Here is a 16,707-nt window from a genome sequence, read left to right on the forward strand (position 1 = left end):
AGTTTCCTTGCAGGGGCAGGCACTTCCGCTCATCTACACGCCGACGAACGGCGCATCTCGACGGTCACCGTGAATTGTTCAGGTTAGTGTCCGCGTCTGGCTCGGTGGGATGTTCGGGCAGGTCGCGGCGGTTGCGGATGGGGGAGGACAGGAGGATGAGGCCGGCCACCGGTACGCCGCTGACCAGGATCCACATGGCCGGGCGGGCGCCGATTGCGGCGCCGAGCGCGCCGCCGATCAGCGCGCCGACCGGGAGTGCTCCGTAGTTGAGGAACGAGGCGCTGGCGGTGAGTCGCCCGAGGAGGTGGCGCGGGCAGTACCGTTGGAGGAAGCCGGTTTTGATGATGTTGTTGGCTACGACGCCGGCTGAGGCGAACATTCCGCCGAGTGCGTAGAGCAGCACGCCGGGCCCGGGAAAGGTGAGTGGGATCAGCAGGATCGGCAACGTGACCACGATGGCGAAGAACAGGATCGCCCGCGCTTCGCCCATCCAGGTTGCTATTCGGCGAGCGGCGAACGCGCCGAGGATCCCGCCGGCGCTGGTCGCGGCGACGAGGGCGCCGACCGTCCCAGCGCTGACCCCGACCACCCTTACCAGGAAGATGACCAGGATCGACTGGTAGCCCACCAGGAACAGGTTGGCCACGGCGCCGGCCAGCGTGAACGAGCGGAACCAGTGGTCCCGGGCGACCAGCCGCAGGCCCTCGCGGATCTCCGTGACCAGAGCCCCATGGGTACGCTGCTTTGCCGTCGGGAGGACTTCGCGATGCCGGATGCCGAGCAGGCAGGCCAGGCTGACCGCGAACGTGCCGGCATTGGTGAGCAGTCCGTTGACCGGGCCGGCGACCTGGATCAGGAAGCCGCCGCCACCCAGGCCGACGATCTGCGCCGCCGACGCGCTGCCCTGCAGCTTGGCGTTGCCCTCGGCCAGGTCGGCCTTGTCGACCAGGGACGGCAGGTAGGCGGTGTAGGCGACCTGGAAGAACACGGCCCCCACCCCGGCCAGCAGGGAGACTCCCAGTAACCACGAGTAGCTGAACAGGCCAACCCAGGCGGCCAGGGGGATGGTTAGAAACAACAGCAGCGAGACTGCTGCGGCGGCGAGCATGACCGGGCGTTTGCGCAGCCGGTCGACCCACGCGCCGGCCGGCAGGCCGATGATCAGCCAGGGTAGCCAGGTCGCGGCCATCAGTAGGCTGACCTGGAAGGTGTTGGCGCTCAGCATGGCGATCGCCGCGAGCGGCATGGTCACGCTGGTGGCCGAGGCACCGAGCTTGCCGGCCACCTCGCTGACCCACAGGAGGCGGAAGTCCCGGTGGCGGCGCAGCAGGCTGCCGGGATGCGCGGTCGACACGGCTGCGGTCATGACGGTGCTTCCTCGGGGGTGGTGGGGAAGACCTGGAACTGCGCCACAACCGGCCGGGAGCCGTGGGGCGCCTCGTCGCCGGGGGCGGGCAGGTAACGCTCGACCACCTGGGTCAGCTCGTCGGTGAGGGCGGCCAGCTGGGCTGCGGTGAGGCGCAGCCCGGTCCACGCAGACAAGTTGCCGGCGTCGCGCCACTCGCCGGGCAGGTCGCTGCGCAGGTGCCGGGCGGCCCGGTGGAAGCTCCAGCGCAGGATCTCTTCGAGGTGGTCGGCCACCGCCTCGCGGGAGGCCGGGTCCTCGGCCAGGTCGCCGGTGTCGAACACCCCGGACCGGGTCGGCGCCCGCCACCAGCGCTCGCGCTTGCTCCCCGGCCCAGGATCCTCCTCGATTAGGCCATGTTGAGCGAGCTGCCGCAGGTGCCAGCTCACCGTGCCGGTGCTCTCACCGACCTGCTCGGCCAGGCGCGTCGAGTTGGACGGGCCGTCGAGTCGCAGAATGTCCAGGATCCGCAGGCGTAGCGGGTGAGCTAGGACGCGCAGGCTCTGCACGTCGAGGCGGCGCCCGGGCTTCAACGGGGATTCCATGCCTTCAGCCTAGACCAACAAGAACACTCTGCGAAGAGATCGCTGCAAAGATTTCTCGGGGGATCTGGGCCGCGACCGGATCCATGGTGGACTCAGCCCTCGGTTGAGGGCTCATGCGCTCGCGCTGTCCCCGCCGTCGGTCCACAGCATGAATCGCGCCGATGCCCTGGTCGCCGCCAGCCCGGGTGGCGCTAGGTGACTGGTGTTAAACGATGGCTGCCGCTGCCGCGGCGTTCATCGCTTCCTGTCTATTTCGGGTAGTTTGCTGGTGTGGCGTTGGGCGTGGCTTCACAGCAGCTGGACCTGCTGGATCCGGTGAGCCGGTTCTGCGACGAGGCGTTACCAGCCAACTCGATCTTCACGTTTCTGCACGAGCATCGGGAGATGCTGTTCCCGGACGGGTTGTTCATCGACCTGTTCGCGGCGGTGGGTCGCCGGTCGGTGCCGCCCTCGGTGGTGGCCACGGTGATGGTGCTGCAGCGCCTGGAGGGGCTGTCGGATCGGGAGGCGGTGGACCGGTTCACGTTCGACGCTCGCTGGCGTTACGCCGCCGGGGTCGGCGGCTGGGACGGCGCGGGCCGGGTCGGGTTCGCCCACACGCTCGACACAGCGGGCATCGACATCAAGACCAAGGTCCAGCCACCCGTCGCCCCGACCGGGAAGTTCACCAAGGACCGCTTCGACATCAACCTCCACGACGCCAGCGTGACCTGCCCCAACGGCCTGACCGTCGCGATCCGGCCAGTCAAAGGCCACGCCCGCCACGCCGGCAAAGCCGACTTCGGCACCGCCTGCGCCACCTGCCCCCCTGCGCGGGCAGTGCACCGACTCCAAAACCGGCCGCAGCATCACCATCGGCCACCACGAAGCCCGCCTCACCGCCGCCCGCACCCGCCAACAGCATCCCGCCTGGCAGGCCGACTACCGCGCCACCCGACCGAAAGTCGAACGCAAAATCGCCCACCTCATGCGCCGACGCCATGGCGGACGACGCGCCCGCATGCGCGGCCGGCACCGCATCGCCGCCGACTTCACCCTCCTCGCCGCCGCGGTCAACCTCGCCCGACTCGCCACCCTCGACCTCACCCACACCATCCACGGCTGGACCCTCAACCCCGCCTGAGGACCACAAGCCCCAGCCAGCTCCACCCGGCAAACGCACTGAAGGGCCCGCACCGCCGCGCCGGCACCGGTCTCAGCGCCCGAAGCCCCCGAACCAGCGCACCGAGCCGGCACCACCCACGCGGCAACGGCGGTCGACCGGGACCCGGTCAACCGCCGTTTAACACCAGTCACCTAGGGCGAGTCACTCGCAGCGGTCTTCGGCGCCTCGGCCGTACGGCTCGCAGCAGTCGGGACGGTGCCGGTAGACCCGCAGGTCGCGGCCGTGCCGGTGGCCGTACTCCGGCGTGATCTCGTACAGGCACGCCCGCCACACGACGGTTCTACCGCCGCCGGGCACTACCTGCCCGTCGCCTGGCCCGCCGTGCAGCAGCACGTCCACCCTCCGACGGTACGCGCGTGACGAGCGCGGGACGCGACGGACGAGGTTCTGACGCCCCCAGTTGGCTGGGCAGTTCTTCATCAACACTGTGGACAACGCGTTCCTCGACTACCCGGGCCAGGACGGGTGGGGCTACGTGGTCTTCGGCAAGGTGACCGAAGGCTTCGACGTCGTCGACCGGATCGCTTAGGTGCCGACCGGCGCCCAGGACGTGCCGCACGAGCAGATCGTCATCGAGTCGGCCACGGTCGAGTAGAACCCGCACCCCGCTTCATCATTGTGTTGACAACACTTCGTTGATATGGTGAGGTGGGCGCATGACAGAGACGAGCACGGCACCCGGCGCCGAGTCCGCGCAGCAGCAGTGGGCGGCATTGAGCCGGATCGCGGAACGTCACGCTGCCACGGACGAGCAGCGGCGGCGATCCGCTCATCCGGCCGCTATCGAGCCCCACGAGGCGGTGCGCTTGGTGGCCGGCCTGGCGCTCGGGACGATCGCCCTTGAGCTCGGCGAGCCGGACATCGCCGACGAGGACGTTATCGCGGCGCTGGCGCTGATCTCGCACGTCAGGGCCGACGTGGACCAGCTTGAGCTGGGCCTGTTCAATGCCGCGCGGGGGCGGGGGCTGACCTGGCAGGCCATCGCCAAGGGCATGGGCCTCAACAGCGCACAGGCGGCCAAGCAGCGCCATGACCGCTTGTCCGAGAGGCAGCCGTCCTGATTGGCGGGAGACGTGAAGATTGTCTTACCCCGACGGGGCGCGCCCAAGTCGACCAGGAGCGAGCCGCACGTACGCCGTGCGTCGTGGACGGTGATCTTTGGAAGGTCGGCGCGCGCGATGCGGCTGTCGTAGGAGCGGTTGAAGTTTCGTGGCTCGACGGGCAGTCCGAAGCGGGTCGTGAAGATCATGCCCGTGTCATGCCATGCCTCGCCGGCTTTCTCCTGGGCGGCCTCCTGTTGCTGGTGGCGGTGTCGTAGCGCGGTAACGCAGATCGCCGGCAGCGGTAGGGGAGCGTCGGACTCCTCAGTCTTGGTAGCGCGGTGCAGCAGTTTCCCGCGTACCCGCTGGAGCTGCTTGTCCACGGTGAGGCCGATGTCGTGGTTGTCGCGGTAGTGCTCGCAGTACGCCTCGCCATGTGGAGGGCAAGGCTTGTTCCAGCCGTCCCACTCGATGTGCTCCCAGGCGAGTCCGAGGACTTCGCCCTTGCGGAGTCCGAGCACGAGGACCAGGACGTAGGCGGCGTAGAGGTAGTCGTTCCCGTCGCGGGATGATTCGAGGAACGCGCGGGCCTGCTCACTGTTCCACGACTTGCCCTTGCGGTTGCGGATCGGTGGCAGCTTCACCAGGGCTGCCATGTTCTTGGCGAGCAACTCCTCGACGACAGCCTGAGCGAGCGCCGAACGGAGAACAGCACGGATTCCCTTGACTGTCCGGGCCGAGGGAAGGTCTTGGCAACACCGACCCACCCCGCAGCACTTCTGGTTCTTTGGTGGCCGCCGTTCATCTTTTCCCTGGGTGCAGCACTGGCAGGTCTTCGCGACCTTGTTCAGCCAGGTTTGCACGTCCCGGACGGACAACCGGGCATCGAGGCGCTTGGTGCCGAGGCCAGGAACGATGTAGAGGCGGGACAACGTTTCGTAGGTGGCGTAGGTCAGCGGGGCGAGGTTCGGTTCCACGATCTCGGCTAGCCAGTACGTCATGTAGCTCGCCAACGTGGGGACGTTCGTGGCGATCGGTCCGGCCTTGGCGTGCTGGTGTAGCCGGACCCACTTATCGTGTACCTCATCGCGGGTCTTGCCGTAGGCGTACTTGCGGGTGCGTTTGCCGTCCGGCTTGGTGACCCAGACGTAGGCGGCGAATCCGTTGCGGTACGGGAAGATCGAGCCTTCACCGTTGGCACGCTTGCCGGCCATCAGGCGGCCTCCTGCCGCTCGACCTGCGTGGCGATGTACTCGTCTACCCACTCGGGCAAGATCCGACGGTAGCCGACGCCTGTATCACTGACCTCTACTGGCGTCCGCTCTACCCACAAATGTGGCTGCACGGATTCTTCGCCCCCATAGCAGGATACCTTTTCCCCGAAATTCTACCCAAGGTTGGCTCAACTCCATGGTCCGGACAACGCGCGGCAGTACGCGAACTATGGCCCACGAATCTGCCGGACGGATTCACCGTCGACCTTGAAATTCTGATGCACTGGAACCGTCGTGCCCTACGCCTCCGGCCAGTACTCGCCGACGACTGGGTTAACCCACAAAGACCAAAGCCCGAGCTGATGGCGCAGGAGCTTAAAGTCATATTCCAGCACGCCATCGAAACAGGGCGAGCCCAGAGCAACTCTTGGCCTGCCCTGGAAGGTTGGTACGACCGCATTCACGCCGCCATGGCGGCGTACCAACCAGATAGCGACCAGCCATAACAGTTCGAACAAGACCTGCTACTCAAATCACTGAACTGGCTTAAGAGCGAAATCGGCAAGATCTAAGAATCGTGAACACCCCTTCAATCCGTAACGCGACTCTGAGGCGGTTGTTGCGCGAAGGCGTCGGGCTCGGAATCACCCCCGCGTATGCGGGGAGCAGAAATGCGCGAGTACCGCCAGGTCGAACTCGCCTGGATCACCCCCGCGTGTGCGGGGAGCAGGCTTCCTGAACTGCACTTCTAAAGATCCACTATGTAGTTTTCGTTCACTTCGACCGAGAAGATTGAAGTCAGGCACCCTTGTGAAGTTGGGAAGGCTGGGTGCAGCATAGCGAGCCCTCCTCAAGGGATGACGACCTATGGCTGCCCCCTCATCACCGCAAGCCCTGGCCCGAACCTCCAACACAACCCGATACCGCTGTTCGGTCACACCCATCTCCACCAGCACTCGGCGGAGCGTCACCCATCAAGTCAAGCCAACCTGTAACGCATCAACCGGAGTCGGACAACGCAACTGAAGCGTGTGTGTTCAGAGTTTCTTTACTTGGTCAAGGGCGGGCCTTCGGCCCGCCGCCGCGTCAGCGCCGGGCCGCGCGTGCGGCCGGTCACGTCCCGGCGCACGCGGCGTACCACCAAGCGGCCGCCACAACCGTCCAGTCGCACACGAGCAGCTCGGCAACCGACCGTGGGCGGCTAGCCCGGGCAACCGACCGGAACACCGCGCTACGACGACGGGGCGGGCACCGCCGCGGTACAGCTCTGGACATGACGCGCCAGCGAAGCACTCGCAAGAAACCTGGCAGGGGGGCGGTGGCCGTCGTGCGCGGGCGGACGACTCCCTGCGTTGGGTGGGACTGCGGTCCGGGTTGGGTCAAACCCTGGCATCTGGGAGGGAGGGGGTGACCGTCGTGCACCAGGTAAACCCTCCAGGGGCCGGGCCCGTCGTTGGGTGCGGTTGAGGTCAACTGCGCCACTGTGGCGGCGGCCGCGGGGCACCGGGCTCGTGACACGCGGCCGACTACGACCTCAGCCGCGCGTCAGAGCGGGAAGCCCGGCGTAGGCCGGCGAGTCGGACGTAGATCTCTCGGCGGGCGACAGCGTGGCCCTGGCCGTCGAGCTGGTAGCCGGTCAGCCACACCCAGCCCGGGTAGGTGGGTTGCGGGCACACCGAGATCACCCGGAACACGAAGCTCGGTTGGCGCGCGAATTGCACCGAGGCGTTACGGGTGATCCACACTTCGTGGCCTGGGGCCGGGGGCTGATGGTGGGGCATGGTGCCGCGTCTCCTTGGCGTTGATTCCCTGTCCGGCTGGGTCGGAGGTGCCAGCCGAGCAGGGTTGTCGCCGTACCAGGGCGGGTTCGGGTCCTCCACGTCCAGCACAGCGGATAGCAGCACCGCACCCCAACCGGTACATGGTGGTCCATGGTCTACCAAGCCTGACCAGGGTGGTTTCCCTCGGCATAGTGTCGGAGCATGATCGACCCTGAGGGTCCGGTGCCGGTCTACCAGCAGTTGGCGGCGATCCTGCGTGAGCGGATCGAGCGCGGGGACCTGCCGCCCAACCGGCCGATCCCGAGTGTGGCTCGGCTTCAGCAGGAGTACGGCCTTGCGCGCGGCACCATCCTGCACACCGTTCGGGTGTTGGTCGATGAGGGCCTGGTATACGTGGTGCCCGGTAAGGGAACCTTCGTCAAGGAGCCCTAAGCGGGTCGTATTACAGGTTCAAGCTCCGGCGTGGCAGCTCATCCAATGATGATTGATCATGTCATCATTGCTGTTATGGCGAACGTAAAGCCAGGTAAGCCGCTCAACTTTGCCGATATTCCAGTAGCAAACGTCGAGTGGAATGCCAGAAACTACTGGCCTAATGAGGTTGGGAACCTGACGCCGTGGGTAATTCAGCATCTGGACGATATAGGGCATGTGTTGGGAATGCGGCTGGAAGCCCAGACTCTACGCCGCGAAGTGCGGCTTGGATCCTTTCGTGCAGACCTAGTACTTGAAGATAGTCAAGGTCGAACTGTTCTGATGGAGCTTCAGTTTGGCCCTAGTGATCACGAGCATCTTGCGAAGGTAGTAACCTACGCATCTGAATCTTCAGCCGATGCTATCGTGTGGATTGTAGCGGGAACTGGAGGTCGGATCAGGCCCAATAACCCGATTCGGCCTGAGCATCAACGAATCTTGGCCTGGCTCAACCGCGAGATTCGCCAAAGCGCTACATTTTATGGCTTGTCGATCGAGCTCGAGTCCGAACCATCGAAGATGCCGCATGCAGATCTTCCATTACTTCCCAGGCTCAAGTTGGTCGTCGGACCCGAAGGTTCCGCGGTTGGACCCGAACGGGTTGTTCCTCCAGGTGGATAGTCGGCCTAGGGCCTCCGCTGGGTGTCGGCATGGGTGAAGCGATGAGCGGCAAGGCCGAGCGGGTACAGCAGCGATGTACAGCAACCTACGAACCCGAACAGAACTACGGCGAGCCTCATGGAGCCAGTCACCAGCGGCGCAAACCCAACGCAACCCTGTTGCCGATCTCTGGGGGTCAAGGGGTCGTCGGTTCGAATCCGGCCGTCCCGACGCAGTTCAAAGGGCACATCGGATTGATGGATGTGCCCTTTGATGGCTGGGTGACTAGCTGAGTGACTATGCCTTAATGGTGGGGTAGAGGTCGACGGAGCCGCTTCTGGTCAGGGAGCATGTAGCGGTGAGTTTTTATCTTGTGGTCCTGGCGGTCGAGCCTTCCGCAACGGCACATGATGTGCGGCAGATGGCCGATCACTGCACCGGCACGGAACACCGAGACGGTGAGCTCGACCAGCGGATCGTCTCTTTCTATGAGGAACTGCGTGCACGCTTCCCGGACCATCCGCCATATGACCCGGAGTCGCCTTGGATGTCAGCACCCCTAGCTGTCGGCATCGATCACGTGAGCCTGACCATCAGCTACTCACCACGGGGCGAGGCAGCGGTCGACGTCGTCCTGGATCTAGCGGAGCGCTACGGTCTGGTCATCCACGATCCCCAGTTCGACGAGGTCTTCGGCCTGCGTGGGGACTATGAGGTCCCGGTGGGACCGAGTGACTAACTGAGTGACGACTGGGATCGACGTCGGCGGACAACCGTGGATGCCCGAGGTCCTTTCTCGCAGCTTATCTGTCTTGGGGGAGCAGGTCGGGCGGTTGTGTTGGTTCCCTGGGGGTCAAGGGGTCGTCGGTTCGAATCCGGCCGTCCCGACAGCATGATGAAAGGCCGCTGGCCGGAGCGTACGCCCTGGTCAACGGCCTTTTTGCTGTGTTGGCGCAGTGAGGGGCTGCGGTCTAGACCGCGCGTAGCTGGGGACCATTTGGGGACCGCCGGGCCTTCAGATGGGCGCTCAACGCCGTTCCAGCGTCCGTGATCGATTGTCGGTCCGGGTGTCGGTACCGCTGGGTTGTGGTCAGCGATCCGTGTCCGGCGATCTTCCGTAGGACGTGCACCGGTACGCCGGCGTCGGCCATCCAGGTCAGCCCGGTGTGTCGTAGGCCGTGGCGGCGCAGGTGTTCGTGGCCGAGCTTGGTAACTGCGGCATCCCAGTGAGTCGCATCGCGTAGTACGGCGGTGCTTATTTGACGCTGGTGCCGTATTCGGTCAGGCGTTTGGTCGAGGCGAGCGGTTCAACGCCACCCTGTGCTGCATTGACCACTCCGTCGATCCATGCCTGCGCCTTTTCGGGTGACGACCGACGTGGACTTGGATCGCCTCTGCTTGCTGGTCGGGTCGGTCCATCGCACCCGTGCGCGGTAGGGGCGAGTGCGGCCCATCCGGAATTCGACATCGGCGGACAGCCGGACGCCGCAACCGACTGGCCGGCCTGGACGGGGTGAAACGCCTCGCCCTCGACGTACTCCCGCTGGACCAGTCGCTCGCGGTGGTCGGGGCGGTCGTCGGACCGGAACGGGTGGCCGCCGAGTACGACTCGGCGGTCAGACTGGGCGAGCTGTGCGACCACCTGCCGCTCGCGCTCTGGGCGGCGGCGGTACGGATCGCGGTCCGCCCGGCTGGAGCCTCGGCTACGCAGTCGATCAGCTCGGCGAGGAATCACGTCGGCTGGAGCAACTCGCCTGCGGTGACATGGGGCTGGGTGAACGCCTGCGAGGGATCTGCGCCGCCCTGGACACCCTGCCCGCGGCCGCGCTGCGGGTGGTGTCGATGGCTCGGGGACGCGGTCCCGACGCGACCCTGCTGGCCACCCGGATGCGCCTGCCCTCCACCGCGCCGAGGACGTACTCGAGGCGCTGGTAGGTGCCGGCCTGCTCATCGGCAGCGCCACTCCCGGCAGCTACCGGGATGCCCCTACTGCTCCGGCTGTTCGCCACCGAGATGGCCGAGCAGCACGCCGTCCCGCTGCGTTTCCACCACAACCCGATGGTCGTCACGGCCAACCGACGGCGGGAACGACGTGTGCCCGTCGAGAACGTGTCGCCGCCGCTCAGTCCACCTGGTTCGCGCTCGGCGAGCCCGCTCCGGTCGCCACCGGCGCGACCCGATCGGCCCCGGCCGCCGGTACGGATTCGCCCTGCGGAGCGCGGCCGAGCAGCTTCTTGTTGACAGCGACCACCAGCGGGCAGACCAGACCGGCGGTGGCCATGAAGATCAACGCGCTGCGGCTGTCGAACCGCTCCACCAGCCAGCCCGAGACGACCACCCCGGTGGAACTACCGACGGCGATCGACGACGCGATCCAGGCGAAACCCTCGGTGATCGCCGACCTGGGCACCACGTTGGACAGCACCGAGTAGATGCCGATCAGGGTAGGCGTGATCGCCAGACCCGCGATCACCGCGAACGGCACCATCCACCAGAACGACCCGGCGAAGACCAGCGGCACGGTACCGACGCCCAGCAGGGTCGCGGTGCCAGTCAGCCGCCGGACCAGCGGCGCCTTCCAGGTAATGCCGCCGTAGAGCAGACCGGCGACCATCCCACCGAGAATCGTCAGGCCGATCAGGATCCCGCCGAGGCTGCGGTTGCCCTGTTCGTCGGCGAAGGCGACCAGGGACACGTTGCTGGCGCCCAGCCAGCAGCCGAGCGTCAGACAGACCAGCAGCAGCGCCCGCAGGCCCGGCTCGGTGATCGCCCCCCTCTTTGGACCGTCGCTGGCCGCTGCCAGCGGCGGCTGCGTGGAGCGCTGAAATGCCAGTGCGACCCAGCCGACCAGCACCATGCCGAGAATGACCAGCATGCCGGCGCTCGGGGCGAGGTAGCCGGCGAGCAGCGTGACGATGACCGGCCCGGTCAGGTAGATGATGTCGTCGATCGACGCCTCGAGGGCGTACGCCGTCGCCTGCCGCGGGGTGCCACCGACCAGCGCCGCCCACCGGGCCCGCACCAGCGAGCCGATCGGCAGACCCGAGCCACCGAACACCGCGGCGGTCACGAACAGCGTCCACAACGGCGCACCGGACCGGGTCAGTACCACCAGGACGATGATGCTGCCGGCGTGGGCGACCAACGAGGTGAGGATCAACCACTGCTGGCCGCGCCGGTCCGCTAGGCGCCCCAGCGCCGGCACCGCCACCGCGTTGGACAGGGTCACCACCGAGCTGATGGCACCGGCGATGGCGTACGAGTCGGTGGTGGCCAGCACCATGAGCATGGCAGCCAGTGCGCGCATCGAGATGGGGAAGCGACCGATCATGGCGGCGACGACAAACCGGGGCGCTCCGCGGATCGCCAACAGCTCCCGGTACGCGTGCAGGGACTTACCGATGCCGCCCGTCACTGCCGATGCTCCGTTCGTCGTCGCGTGCCCGGGCACGCGCTGCTCGTCGCCGCCCCCGGCCGGTGGCGGAACCCTGGCCGACACCCGCCGCCGGTCAGCCCATTGCGGGAGAATGCCGCAGTGCCGCGACGCCGCCGTGGCGGCTGCGTGCAGTAACGGCCCGGTGCACGCCTCGATGTCCGCGACCCTGGCGTCGCACAACTTCTCCAGCCGTTCACTCTGGCCGGCGGAGCCAGCCGGGTGCAATCCGTTTTTTCGCCCGTAGGTCCCGCATCATGGCGCGGGTCCGCAGCAGCAGCTGTTCCACCACCCGTTCGCGGGACACCACCGAGCGCGTCGTGGCGACTGCTCCGCAGCATCCAAAGTGGTGTCGAAACCCGGTGGCCAAGTCCGTGTGGCCGGTGTGATCATCGACATCTGGGGTCGCTAGCTCAACTGGCAGAGCATTCGACTGAGTAGCGCGTCCACTCTCCGCCTGTGCGGTCATGGAGGCGCTTCCTTCTCCTTGCTGGATCGAAGGGTTCGGGGTTCGAGTCCCCGGCGACCCACCGACCGCACCATTGTGCGAACCGGTGGTTCTTTCGAAGTGCCCTCGTCCGTTTCGGGCGGGGGACTGCGTAGATTTCCGTGTTTGACCTGGGTGTGGTCCGTTGGACAGGACGTTGATCCTGTCCAGGAAGGACCACGTCATGGCAGACAAGAAGAGCGTTGTTCAGCTTCCGCAGCCGTCGGCGGCGGAGGTGGAGTTCGCGCAGCAGCTGGTTGAGCGGGCCAAGGCCGATGGAGTGTCGTTGGTCGGTCCGGGTGGGCTCCTCGCGGGGATCACCCGCACCGTCCTTGAATCAGCGCTCGACGCCGAACTGGATGCCCACCTCGACGAGGTCGGCGTCGACGAGGCGTCGGGCCGGCGGGCCAACGTGCGTAACGGGCATGGGGCGAAGACGGTGCGGACCGAGGTCGGGCCGGTACGGATCCAGGTCCCTCGGGACCGGGCGGGGTCGTTCGCCCCGCGGATCGTCCCGAAGCACGTCCGCAGGTTGGACGGGTTCAACGAGGCGATCCTGTCGCTGTATGCCAAAGGCCTGACGACCGGGGAGATCTCCGCGCATCTGGCGGATGTGTATGACGCCGACGTGTCCCGGGAGTTGATCAGCCGGGTCACCGACAGCGTGCTGGAGGAGATGGAAGCGTGGCGGCAACGGCCCCTGGACCGGGTCTATCCGGTGGTGTTCATCGACGCCCTCGTGATGAAGATTCGCCAGGGGCAGGTCGCGAACCGGCCCGTCTACGTCGTGGTCGGAATCAGCCTCGACGGGGAACGCGACGTTCTGGGTATGTGGGCCGGCACCGGCGGTGAGGGCGCCAAGCAGTGGGCCGGCTACCTCACCGAGCTACGTAACCGGGGTGTCGCCGACGTGTTCATGGTCTGCTCCGACGGCCTCAAGGGCATGACCGACGCCATTGAGCAGGTCTGGCCGCAGGCGGTGCACCAGCAATGCGTCGTGCACCTCGTACGGGCGTCACTGCGGTACACGAATCGAAAGGACTGGCAGAAGATCACCCCGGCGTTGCGGGAGATCTACACCGCCCCGACCGTCGCGGCCGCTGAGGCCCGGTTCGAGGCGTTCGCCGTCGAGTTCGGCGACCGCTACCCGGCCGTGATCCGGCTCTGGCGCACCTCCTGGCCGCAGTTCGTGCCGTTCTTGGACTACGACCACGAGGTCCGCAAGGTCCTCTACACCACCAACATCATCGAGAGCCTGAACGCCCGGTTCCGGCAGGCCGCCCGCCGGCGGGGGCACTTCCCGACCGAGCAGGCCGCGATGAAGGTGCTCTATCTCGTCGTCCAGCAGAAACGTAAGGGCGGCGGCAGTATCACCGGCCGGGTCTACGGTTGGGCCAAGGCCCTCAACGCCCTGATCCTCGCCTACGGCGACCGGATCACCATCTAACAACCTCGATCACACCCAACGGCCAAACACGGAAAACGCCACACTCCCGACGGCGCGACGGCCGACGGTTAAGGAACTGCGTCCGTGCCCGTCCAGGGCTGAAACGGGGTGCACCGGTGTGGCTGAGGTGGACGCCTACTTCAAGGTACCGCCGGGTGGGTGTCACCGAAGCCCTACGCGTCACGACTGACGCTTGCCTCCGTCAGCACGGGATTGCCGGCGAGCAGCTGCGGAATAAGTAGTCCACGTAGCGCTTGGGTGGCCTGGATGACGTCCTTATGCGCGCGGATCTTTGTGTCGATGGCCCTGGCGACCTCGGTAATGCTCAGCTGCACGGCTTCGGGCGGCAGCACGAGGGGCATTGCCCGGATCTTCCGGCCGTTGAGCGTCGGCAGCACTCCACGCTGAGTGTGTTCGGCCAGCCACTCCTGCACCGCCGGGTGGGTGAGGTAGCACGCGATGTACTCCGCGCAGATGTCTTGCTTTGCGCGGATGCGGATGCAGGAGCCGCCGAGTATCCAGCGCTCTTGTCGCTCGGACACCGTCGCGTGCCGGGTTGTTCTACCGATGCGCACGAACACGATGTCGCCGGAACAAAGCTCGTACCGTGGCCGAAGGCGTTTGGCGGTCGCCTCGTCCACGCTGACGCTGGAGAGAATCCCCTCGGGGCCGATGTCGCCGGCCTTCACGACGGGGACACCTCCGATTACGTACGCGGAGGAACTCAACGTGGTGCCGGATGGGCCTGGTTGCACGTCGCAGCACTCGCCAAGCTGCCGCGTTTGCCAGTCATCCGGGACGGGGCCAATCAGCGTGTCCACGACACCAACCTTTCGAGGCAGCGGTCGAGAGCCAGGTCGGCTGTTCTGGCCTCGTCGTCCAGCCGGCCCAGGTTGCTTCGCAATGCGGGAAGCGTGGGCGAGGTCCGCCGATCGGTCACGGCTTGCCGACGCTGATTCAGATAGGTGCTGGGCTGAAGGTCGTAGCTGTGCTCCCGGATCTCCGTCACCGTCGCTGTGGTGGCGGCGAAGTCTTCCGTCGCGATCGGGAGGGCGGCCGTCTTGTTCATCCATTCTTGATACGCGTCGAGGACTGCTTGGCAGCCAAGCTTTGTCAACACTCGGTGGGTAGGGCTGATCTTGCGAGTCGCTCCCCGTGCATCGACGAAGAGAACCTCCTCGCCTGCAGTGTCGCCAGGATGAGCCAAGATCCACACTGTTACCGGGACCGTGGTCTCGCGGAACAGGTGACTGGGCAGCCCGACAACACAGCGAACGGCTCCACGCTCGACCATCGCCCCTCTGATCTCCCGCTCCCGGACGGTGAGCGCGAACGTGGCGTTGTAAGGCATGATCACGGCAGCCCGGCCGCCGGGCGCGAGCGCCTCGACCGCCGCCTGCAACCAGGCCATGGTGACGTTGTGCGGGGACGGCTCGCCGTACGGCCACGGGCGTGCCGAGCGCGAAGTGGGGAGACTCCAGTTCCTCAGGCCAAACGGCGGGTTGAGCAGCACGACGTCATATTGGCCCGGCTCGGCGTCGATCTCCCCCGGATCCGATGGCGGCTCATCTCCGAGGTCGACCAACATGCCATGGATTGCCGCGTTCATCGTGGCGAGGCTCCAGGTCCTGGCCGTCGCAGCCCGTCCGGTCAGTGCCACTGGTGAACCTGATCCGGCCGTCCGCGTCATGTGCCTCCCCGCCGCCACCAGCAGGTTCCCCGGGCCACAGCATGGGTCGTGTACGCGGCTGCCGGGTGCGGGATCGACCATCCGCACCATCAGACTCGCCAGCCCAGCCGGAACCAGGTATTCGTCTGGGCTGCTGTGGCGGAACCTGGCGAACTGGTCGAGCAGGTACTCGAACACCTTGTCGCCGGGTGTCCGGACGCCGGCGAGGATGCGAACGATGTTGAGGAGCTGATGCCGTCCGTAGACGGTTGCTGGAGCGTCTCGAAGGACTGTTGTGGCATTCGAAAGGGGCGCCGGCTGCCACCGCCATGCCTGCGTGACAACCCCATGAATCGTGTCAATGGAGGATCTCGAGATCGTCGCCCAGTCGTCAGGAGAGGCATCTCGCAGGCACAGCAGGGACAGGACGATGGCCTCGAAGACCGCCGGTACCTCGCTCTTGCGTAGCAGCCGCTCCAGGGGCGACCACAACCGCTTGTCGAGTAACTCCGCCGCCGGTTCAGGCATTGGATCAACGGTAGCTGGTGGTACTGGATACCCGACCGCGGAGCGGAACCGTTCCCCGTAGGTCGTTCCCTGACGCTCGCCGGGCAGCAACGCTGGACGCGGGATCCGGCGGCCATCGAGCCACGCCGCCACCGCCGACGTCAGGTAGCCAACCTGGGATCCGCGCCGAACGACCTGAGGAAAGTTCTTGGGGTGCCTACGTGCCCAGTTGCTCACCGCCTGGGTGGTGACGGCTGCGGCGTGAGCCACCTCCTCCTTCGTCATCGGCTGCTCCACCGTGGACATCGTCAGCGCCCCGCTCGGTCGCTGCCATGGGAGCTACCTCCCGGGCGGACTGATCCCCGCACCGCGCGGATCAGCTGCGTGAGGTGACGGGTCCGCCGCTCGCTCATGATGACCCAGCCAAGGAACAGCACCGGTAACAGAATCGCACCCATGATGTACGACCCTGGGAGATCACCGACCAGCTGCGCCAGCCTCGCCGCCATGCTGCCTCCTCCTATGAGATTTCGTTGTCGCACTCGAAGCTAGGGGCAGCAACCCGACCGACGAAGCGCGTATCTACGATACGCGGGTAACTGTTTCGCCGCTGTCCGGGCTTAGCGGCAAAAGGCGGCGGCATCCCATCGTGGGCAAGAGAGGCCAGCTCAAACATCCGCAAGGGTGTCGATCCTTGCGGATCAGGCCCTGGCAGTCGAAGGTCGAGGGCGTGCAGATATGGGATCCACTGAAGGAACACCAGCGTCGACCGGAACGTCGGCCACTGTCCGCCAGTGATAGCCGCGCACCCGTCCGGACGAGGCCCCGCACCTCGGGCAGACCGTAGCGTCCCGCGACGTGCGGGCCGCACCACGATCCGCTCACCCTCGTCGGCCACGTCCTCTCTGGTGCGGCGAGGACATGCTTAAGCCATCGCACC

At 66.3% G+C, this 16,707-nt stretch carries 16 protein-coding genes, 1 tRNA gene and 3 pseudogenes; 10 read left to right on the top strand and 10 right to left on the bottom strand.

The genetic code is table 11. From position 1 onward, the window contains the following. Nucleotides 1-64 precede the first annotated feature (64 nt). Together SALPAC2_RS0102635 and SALPAC2_RS0102640 are read right to left on the bottom strand one after the other, a co-directional pair. A complete protein-coding gene (locus tag SALPAC2_RS0102635; RefSeq protein ID WP_018215078.1) occupies nucleotides 65-1,366 on the bottom strand; it encodes an MFS transporter in 1,302 nt (433 codons plus the stop codon). After that, nucleotides 1,363-1,950 (bottom strand): ArsR/SmtB family transcription factor, encoded by a 588-nt coding sequence (locus SALPAC2_RS0102640; protein WP_018215079.1) that lies wholly within the window; start codon nucleotides 1,948-1,950, stop codon nucleotides 1,363-1,365. Before SALPAC2_RS0102640 ends, SALPAC2_RS0102635 begins: the two co-directional genes overlap by 4 nt. 384 nt (nucleotides 1,951-2,334) lie before the next feature. Here SALPAC2_RS0102640 and SALPAC2_RS28435 point away from each other — a divergent pair. Together SALPAC2_RS28435 and SALPAC2_RS27730 are read left to right on the top strand one after the other, a co-directional pair. Continuing rightward, nucleotides 2,335-2,496, top strand: a pseudogene (locus tag SALPAC2_RS28435) (transposase); the annotation flags it as partial. Between the two features lie 262 nt (nucleotides 2,497-2,758). Then, on the top strand, nucleotides 2,759-3,073 hold the full coding sequence (locus SALPAC2_RS27730) for a transposase (protein WP_080679942.1): 315 nt from the start codon (nucleotides 2,759-2,761) through the stop codon (nucleotides 3,071-3,073). Nucleotides 3,074-3,256: 183 nt separating this feature from the next. On the opposite strand, the gene SALPAC2_RS0102655 is transcribed toward SALPAC2_RS27730, so the two are convergent. Beyond that, entirely contained in the window at nucleotides 3,257-3,454 is a 198-nt protein-coding gene (locus SALPAC2_RS0102655) for a hypothetical protein (RefSeq protein ID WP_018215082.1), read from the bottom strand. 61 nt (nucleotides 3,455-3,515) lie between these two features. On the opposite strand from SALPAC2_RS0102655, the gene SALPAC2_RS28155 reads away from it, so the two are divergent. Beyond that, nucleotides 3,516-3,644, top strand: coding sequence for a peptidylprolyl isomerase (locus SALPAC2_RS28155; RefSeq protein WP_018215083.1), 129 nt, complete (start codon nucleotides 3,516-3,518; stop codon nucleotides 3,642-3,644). 576 nt (nucleotides 3,645-4,220) lie between these two features. Here SALPAC2_RS28155 and SALPAC2_RS24315 read toward each other — a convergent pair. Together SALPAC2_RS24315 and SALPAC2_RS0102670 are read right to left on the bottom strand one after the other, a co-directional pair. Next, nucleotides 4,221-5,369, bottom strand: a pseudogene (locus SALPAC2_RS24315) (site-specific integrase); the annotation flags it as partial. Nucleotides 5,370-6,895: 1,526 nt separating this feature from the next. Beyond that, on the bottom strand, nucleotides 6,896-7,150 hold the full coding sequence (locus SALPAC2_RS0102670; protein ID WP_018215086.1) for a hypothetical protein: 255 nt from the start codon (nucleotides 7,148-7,150) through the stop codon (nucleotides 6,896-6,898). 201 nt (nucleotides 7,151-7,351) lie between these two features. Between SALPAC2_RS0102670 and SALPAC2_RS0102675 the strand changes: the two genes are divergently transcribed. The 4 genes from SALPAC2_RS0102675 (at nucleotide 7,352) to SALPAC2_RS24320 (ending at nucleotide 8,963) form a co-directional block, all read left to right on the top strand. Further along, on the top strand, nucleotides 7,352-7,582 hold the full coding sequence (locus tag SALPAC2_RS0102675; RefSeq protein ID WP_018215087.1) for a GntR family transcriptional regulator: 231 nt from the start codon (nucleotides 7,352-7,354) through the stop codon (nucleotides 7,580-7,582). 30 nt (nucleotides 7,583-7,612) lie between these two features. After that, nucleotides 7,613-8,245 carry a hypothetical protein gene (locus tag SALPAC2_RS27165; RefSeq protein WP_223874885.1) on the top strand — a complete coding sequence of 211 codons (633 nt, stop codon included), beginning with the start codon at nucleotides 7,613-7,615 and terminating at the stop codon, nucleotides 8,243-8,245. Nucleotides 8,246-8,274: 29 nt separating this feature from the next. After that, complete coding sequence (locus SALPAC2_RS27170) at nucleotides 8,275-8,517, top strand: hypothetical protein (protein WP_162561282.1); 243 nt, start codon at nucleotides 8,275-8,277, stop codon at nucleotides 8,515-8,517. Between the two features lie 65 nt (nucleotides 8,518-8,582). Then, complete coding sequence (locus tag SALPAC2_RS24320; protein WP_223874211.1) at nucleotides 8,583-8,963, top strand: hypothetical protein; 381 nt, start codon at nucleotides 8,583-8,585, stop codon at nucleotides 8,961-8,963. 232 nt (nucleotides 8,964-9,195) lie between these two features. Here the strand turns inward: SALPAC2_RS24320 and SALPAC2_RS27440 are convergent, their stop codons facing one another. After that, nucleotides 9,196-9,501 (bottom strand): tyrosine-type recombinase/integrase, encoded by a 306-nt coding sequence (locus SALPAC2_RS27440; protein WP_317889008.1) that lies wholly within the window; start codon nucleotides 9,499-9,501, stop codon nucleotides 9,196-9,198. A 355-nt stretch (nucleotides 9,502-9,856) separates the two neighbouring features. Here SALPAC2_RS27440 and SALPAC2_RS27180 point away from each other — a divergent pair, with 355 nt between their 5' ends. Continuing rightward, nucleotides 9,857-10,159: a hypothetical protein gene (locus tag SALPAC2_RS27180; RefSeq protein WP_026184343.1), complete on the top strand. Its 303-nt coding sequence runs from the start codon at nucleotides 9,857-9,859 to the stop codon at nucleotides 10,157-10,159. Nucleotides 10,160-10,346: 187 nt separating this feature from the next. Here the strand turns inward: SALPAC2_RS27180 and SALPAC2_RS0102695 are convergent, their stop codons facing one another. Continuing rightward, nucleotides 10,347-11,639 carry an MFS transporter gene (locus SALPAC2_RS0102695; RefSeq protein ID WP_018215091.1) on the bottom strand — a complete coding sequence of 431 codons (1,293 nt, stop codon included), beginning with the start codon at nucleotides 11,637-11,639 and terminating at the stop codon, nucleotides 10,347-10,349. 420 nt (nucleotides 11,640-12,059) lie between these two features. Here SALPAC2_RS0102695 and SALPAC2_RS27185 point away from each other — a divergent pair. Next, nucleotides 12,060-12,187 (top strand) — tRNA-OTHER (locus tag SALPAC2_RS27185). 141 nt (nucleotides 12,188-12,328) lie between these two features. Beyond that, on the top strand, nucleotides 12,329-13,591 hold the full coding sequence (locus SALPAC2_RS0102705; protein ID WP_018215093.1) for an IS256 family transposase: 1,263 nt from the start codon (nucleotides 12,329-12,331) through the stop codon (nucleotides 13,589-13,591). Between the two features lie 173 nt (nucleotides 13,592-13,764). Here SALPAC2_RS0102705 and SALPAC2_RS0102710 read toward each other — a convergent pair whose 3' ends face one another. The 3 genes and pseudogenes from SALPAC2_RS0102710 to SALPAC2_RS27740 form a co-directional block, all read right to left on the bottom strand. Continuing rightward, nucleotides 13,765-14,412, bottom strand: coding sequence for a restriction endonuclease subunit S (locus SALPAC2_RS0102710; RefSeq protein WP_080636859.1), 648 nt, complete (start codon nucleotides 14,410-14,412; stop codon nucleotides 13,765-13,767). Further along, the gene (locus tag SALPAC2_RS0102715) at nucleotides 14,400-16,052 is read right to left on the bottom strand and encodes an N-6 DNA methylase (protein ID WP_223874170.1); all 1,653 of its coding nucleotides are present in this window, start codon (nucleotides 16,050-16,052) and stop codon (nucleotides 14,400-14,402) included. The genes SALPAC2_RS0102710 and SALPAC2_RS0102715 overlap by 13 nt, the downstream gene beginning before the upstream one ends. Nucleotides 16,053-16,531: 479 nt before the next feature. Beyond that, nucleotides 16,532-16,671 (bottom strand): annotated as a pseudogene (locus tag SALPAC2_RS27740) (transposase family protein); the annotation flags it as partial. Nucleotides 16,672-16,707 lie beyond the last annotated feature (36 nt).

The sequence above is a fragment of the Salinispora vitiensis genome (assembly GCF_000378825.1).
GTDB lineage: Bacteria > Actinomycetota > Actinomycetes > Mycobacteriales > Micromonosporaceae > Micromonospora > Micromonospora vitiensis.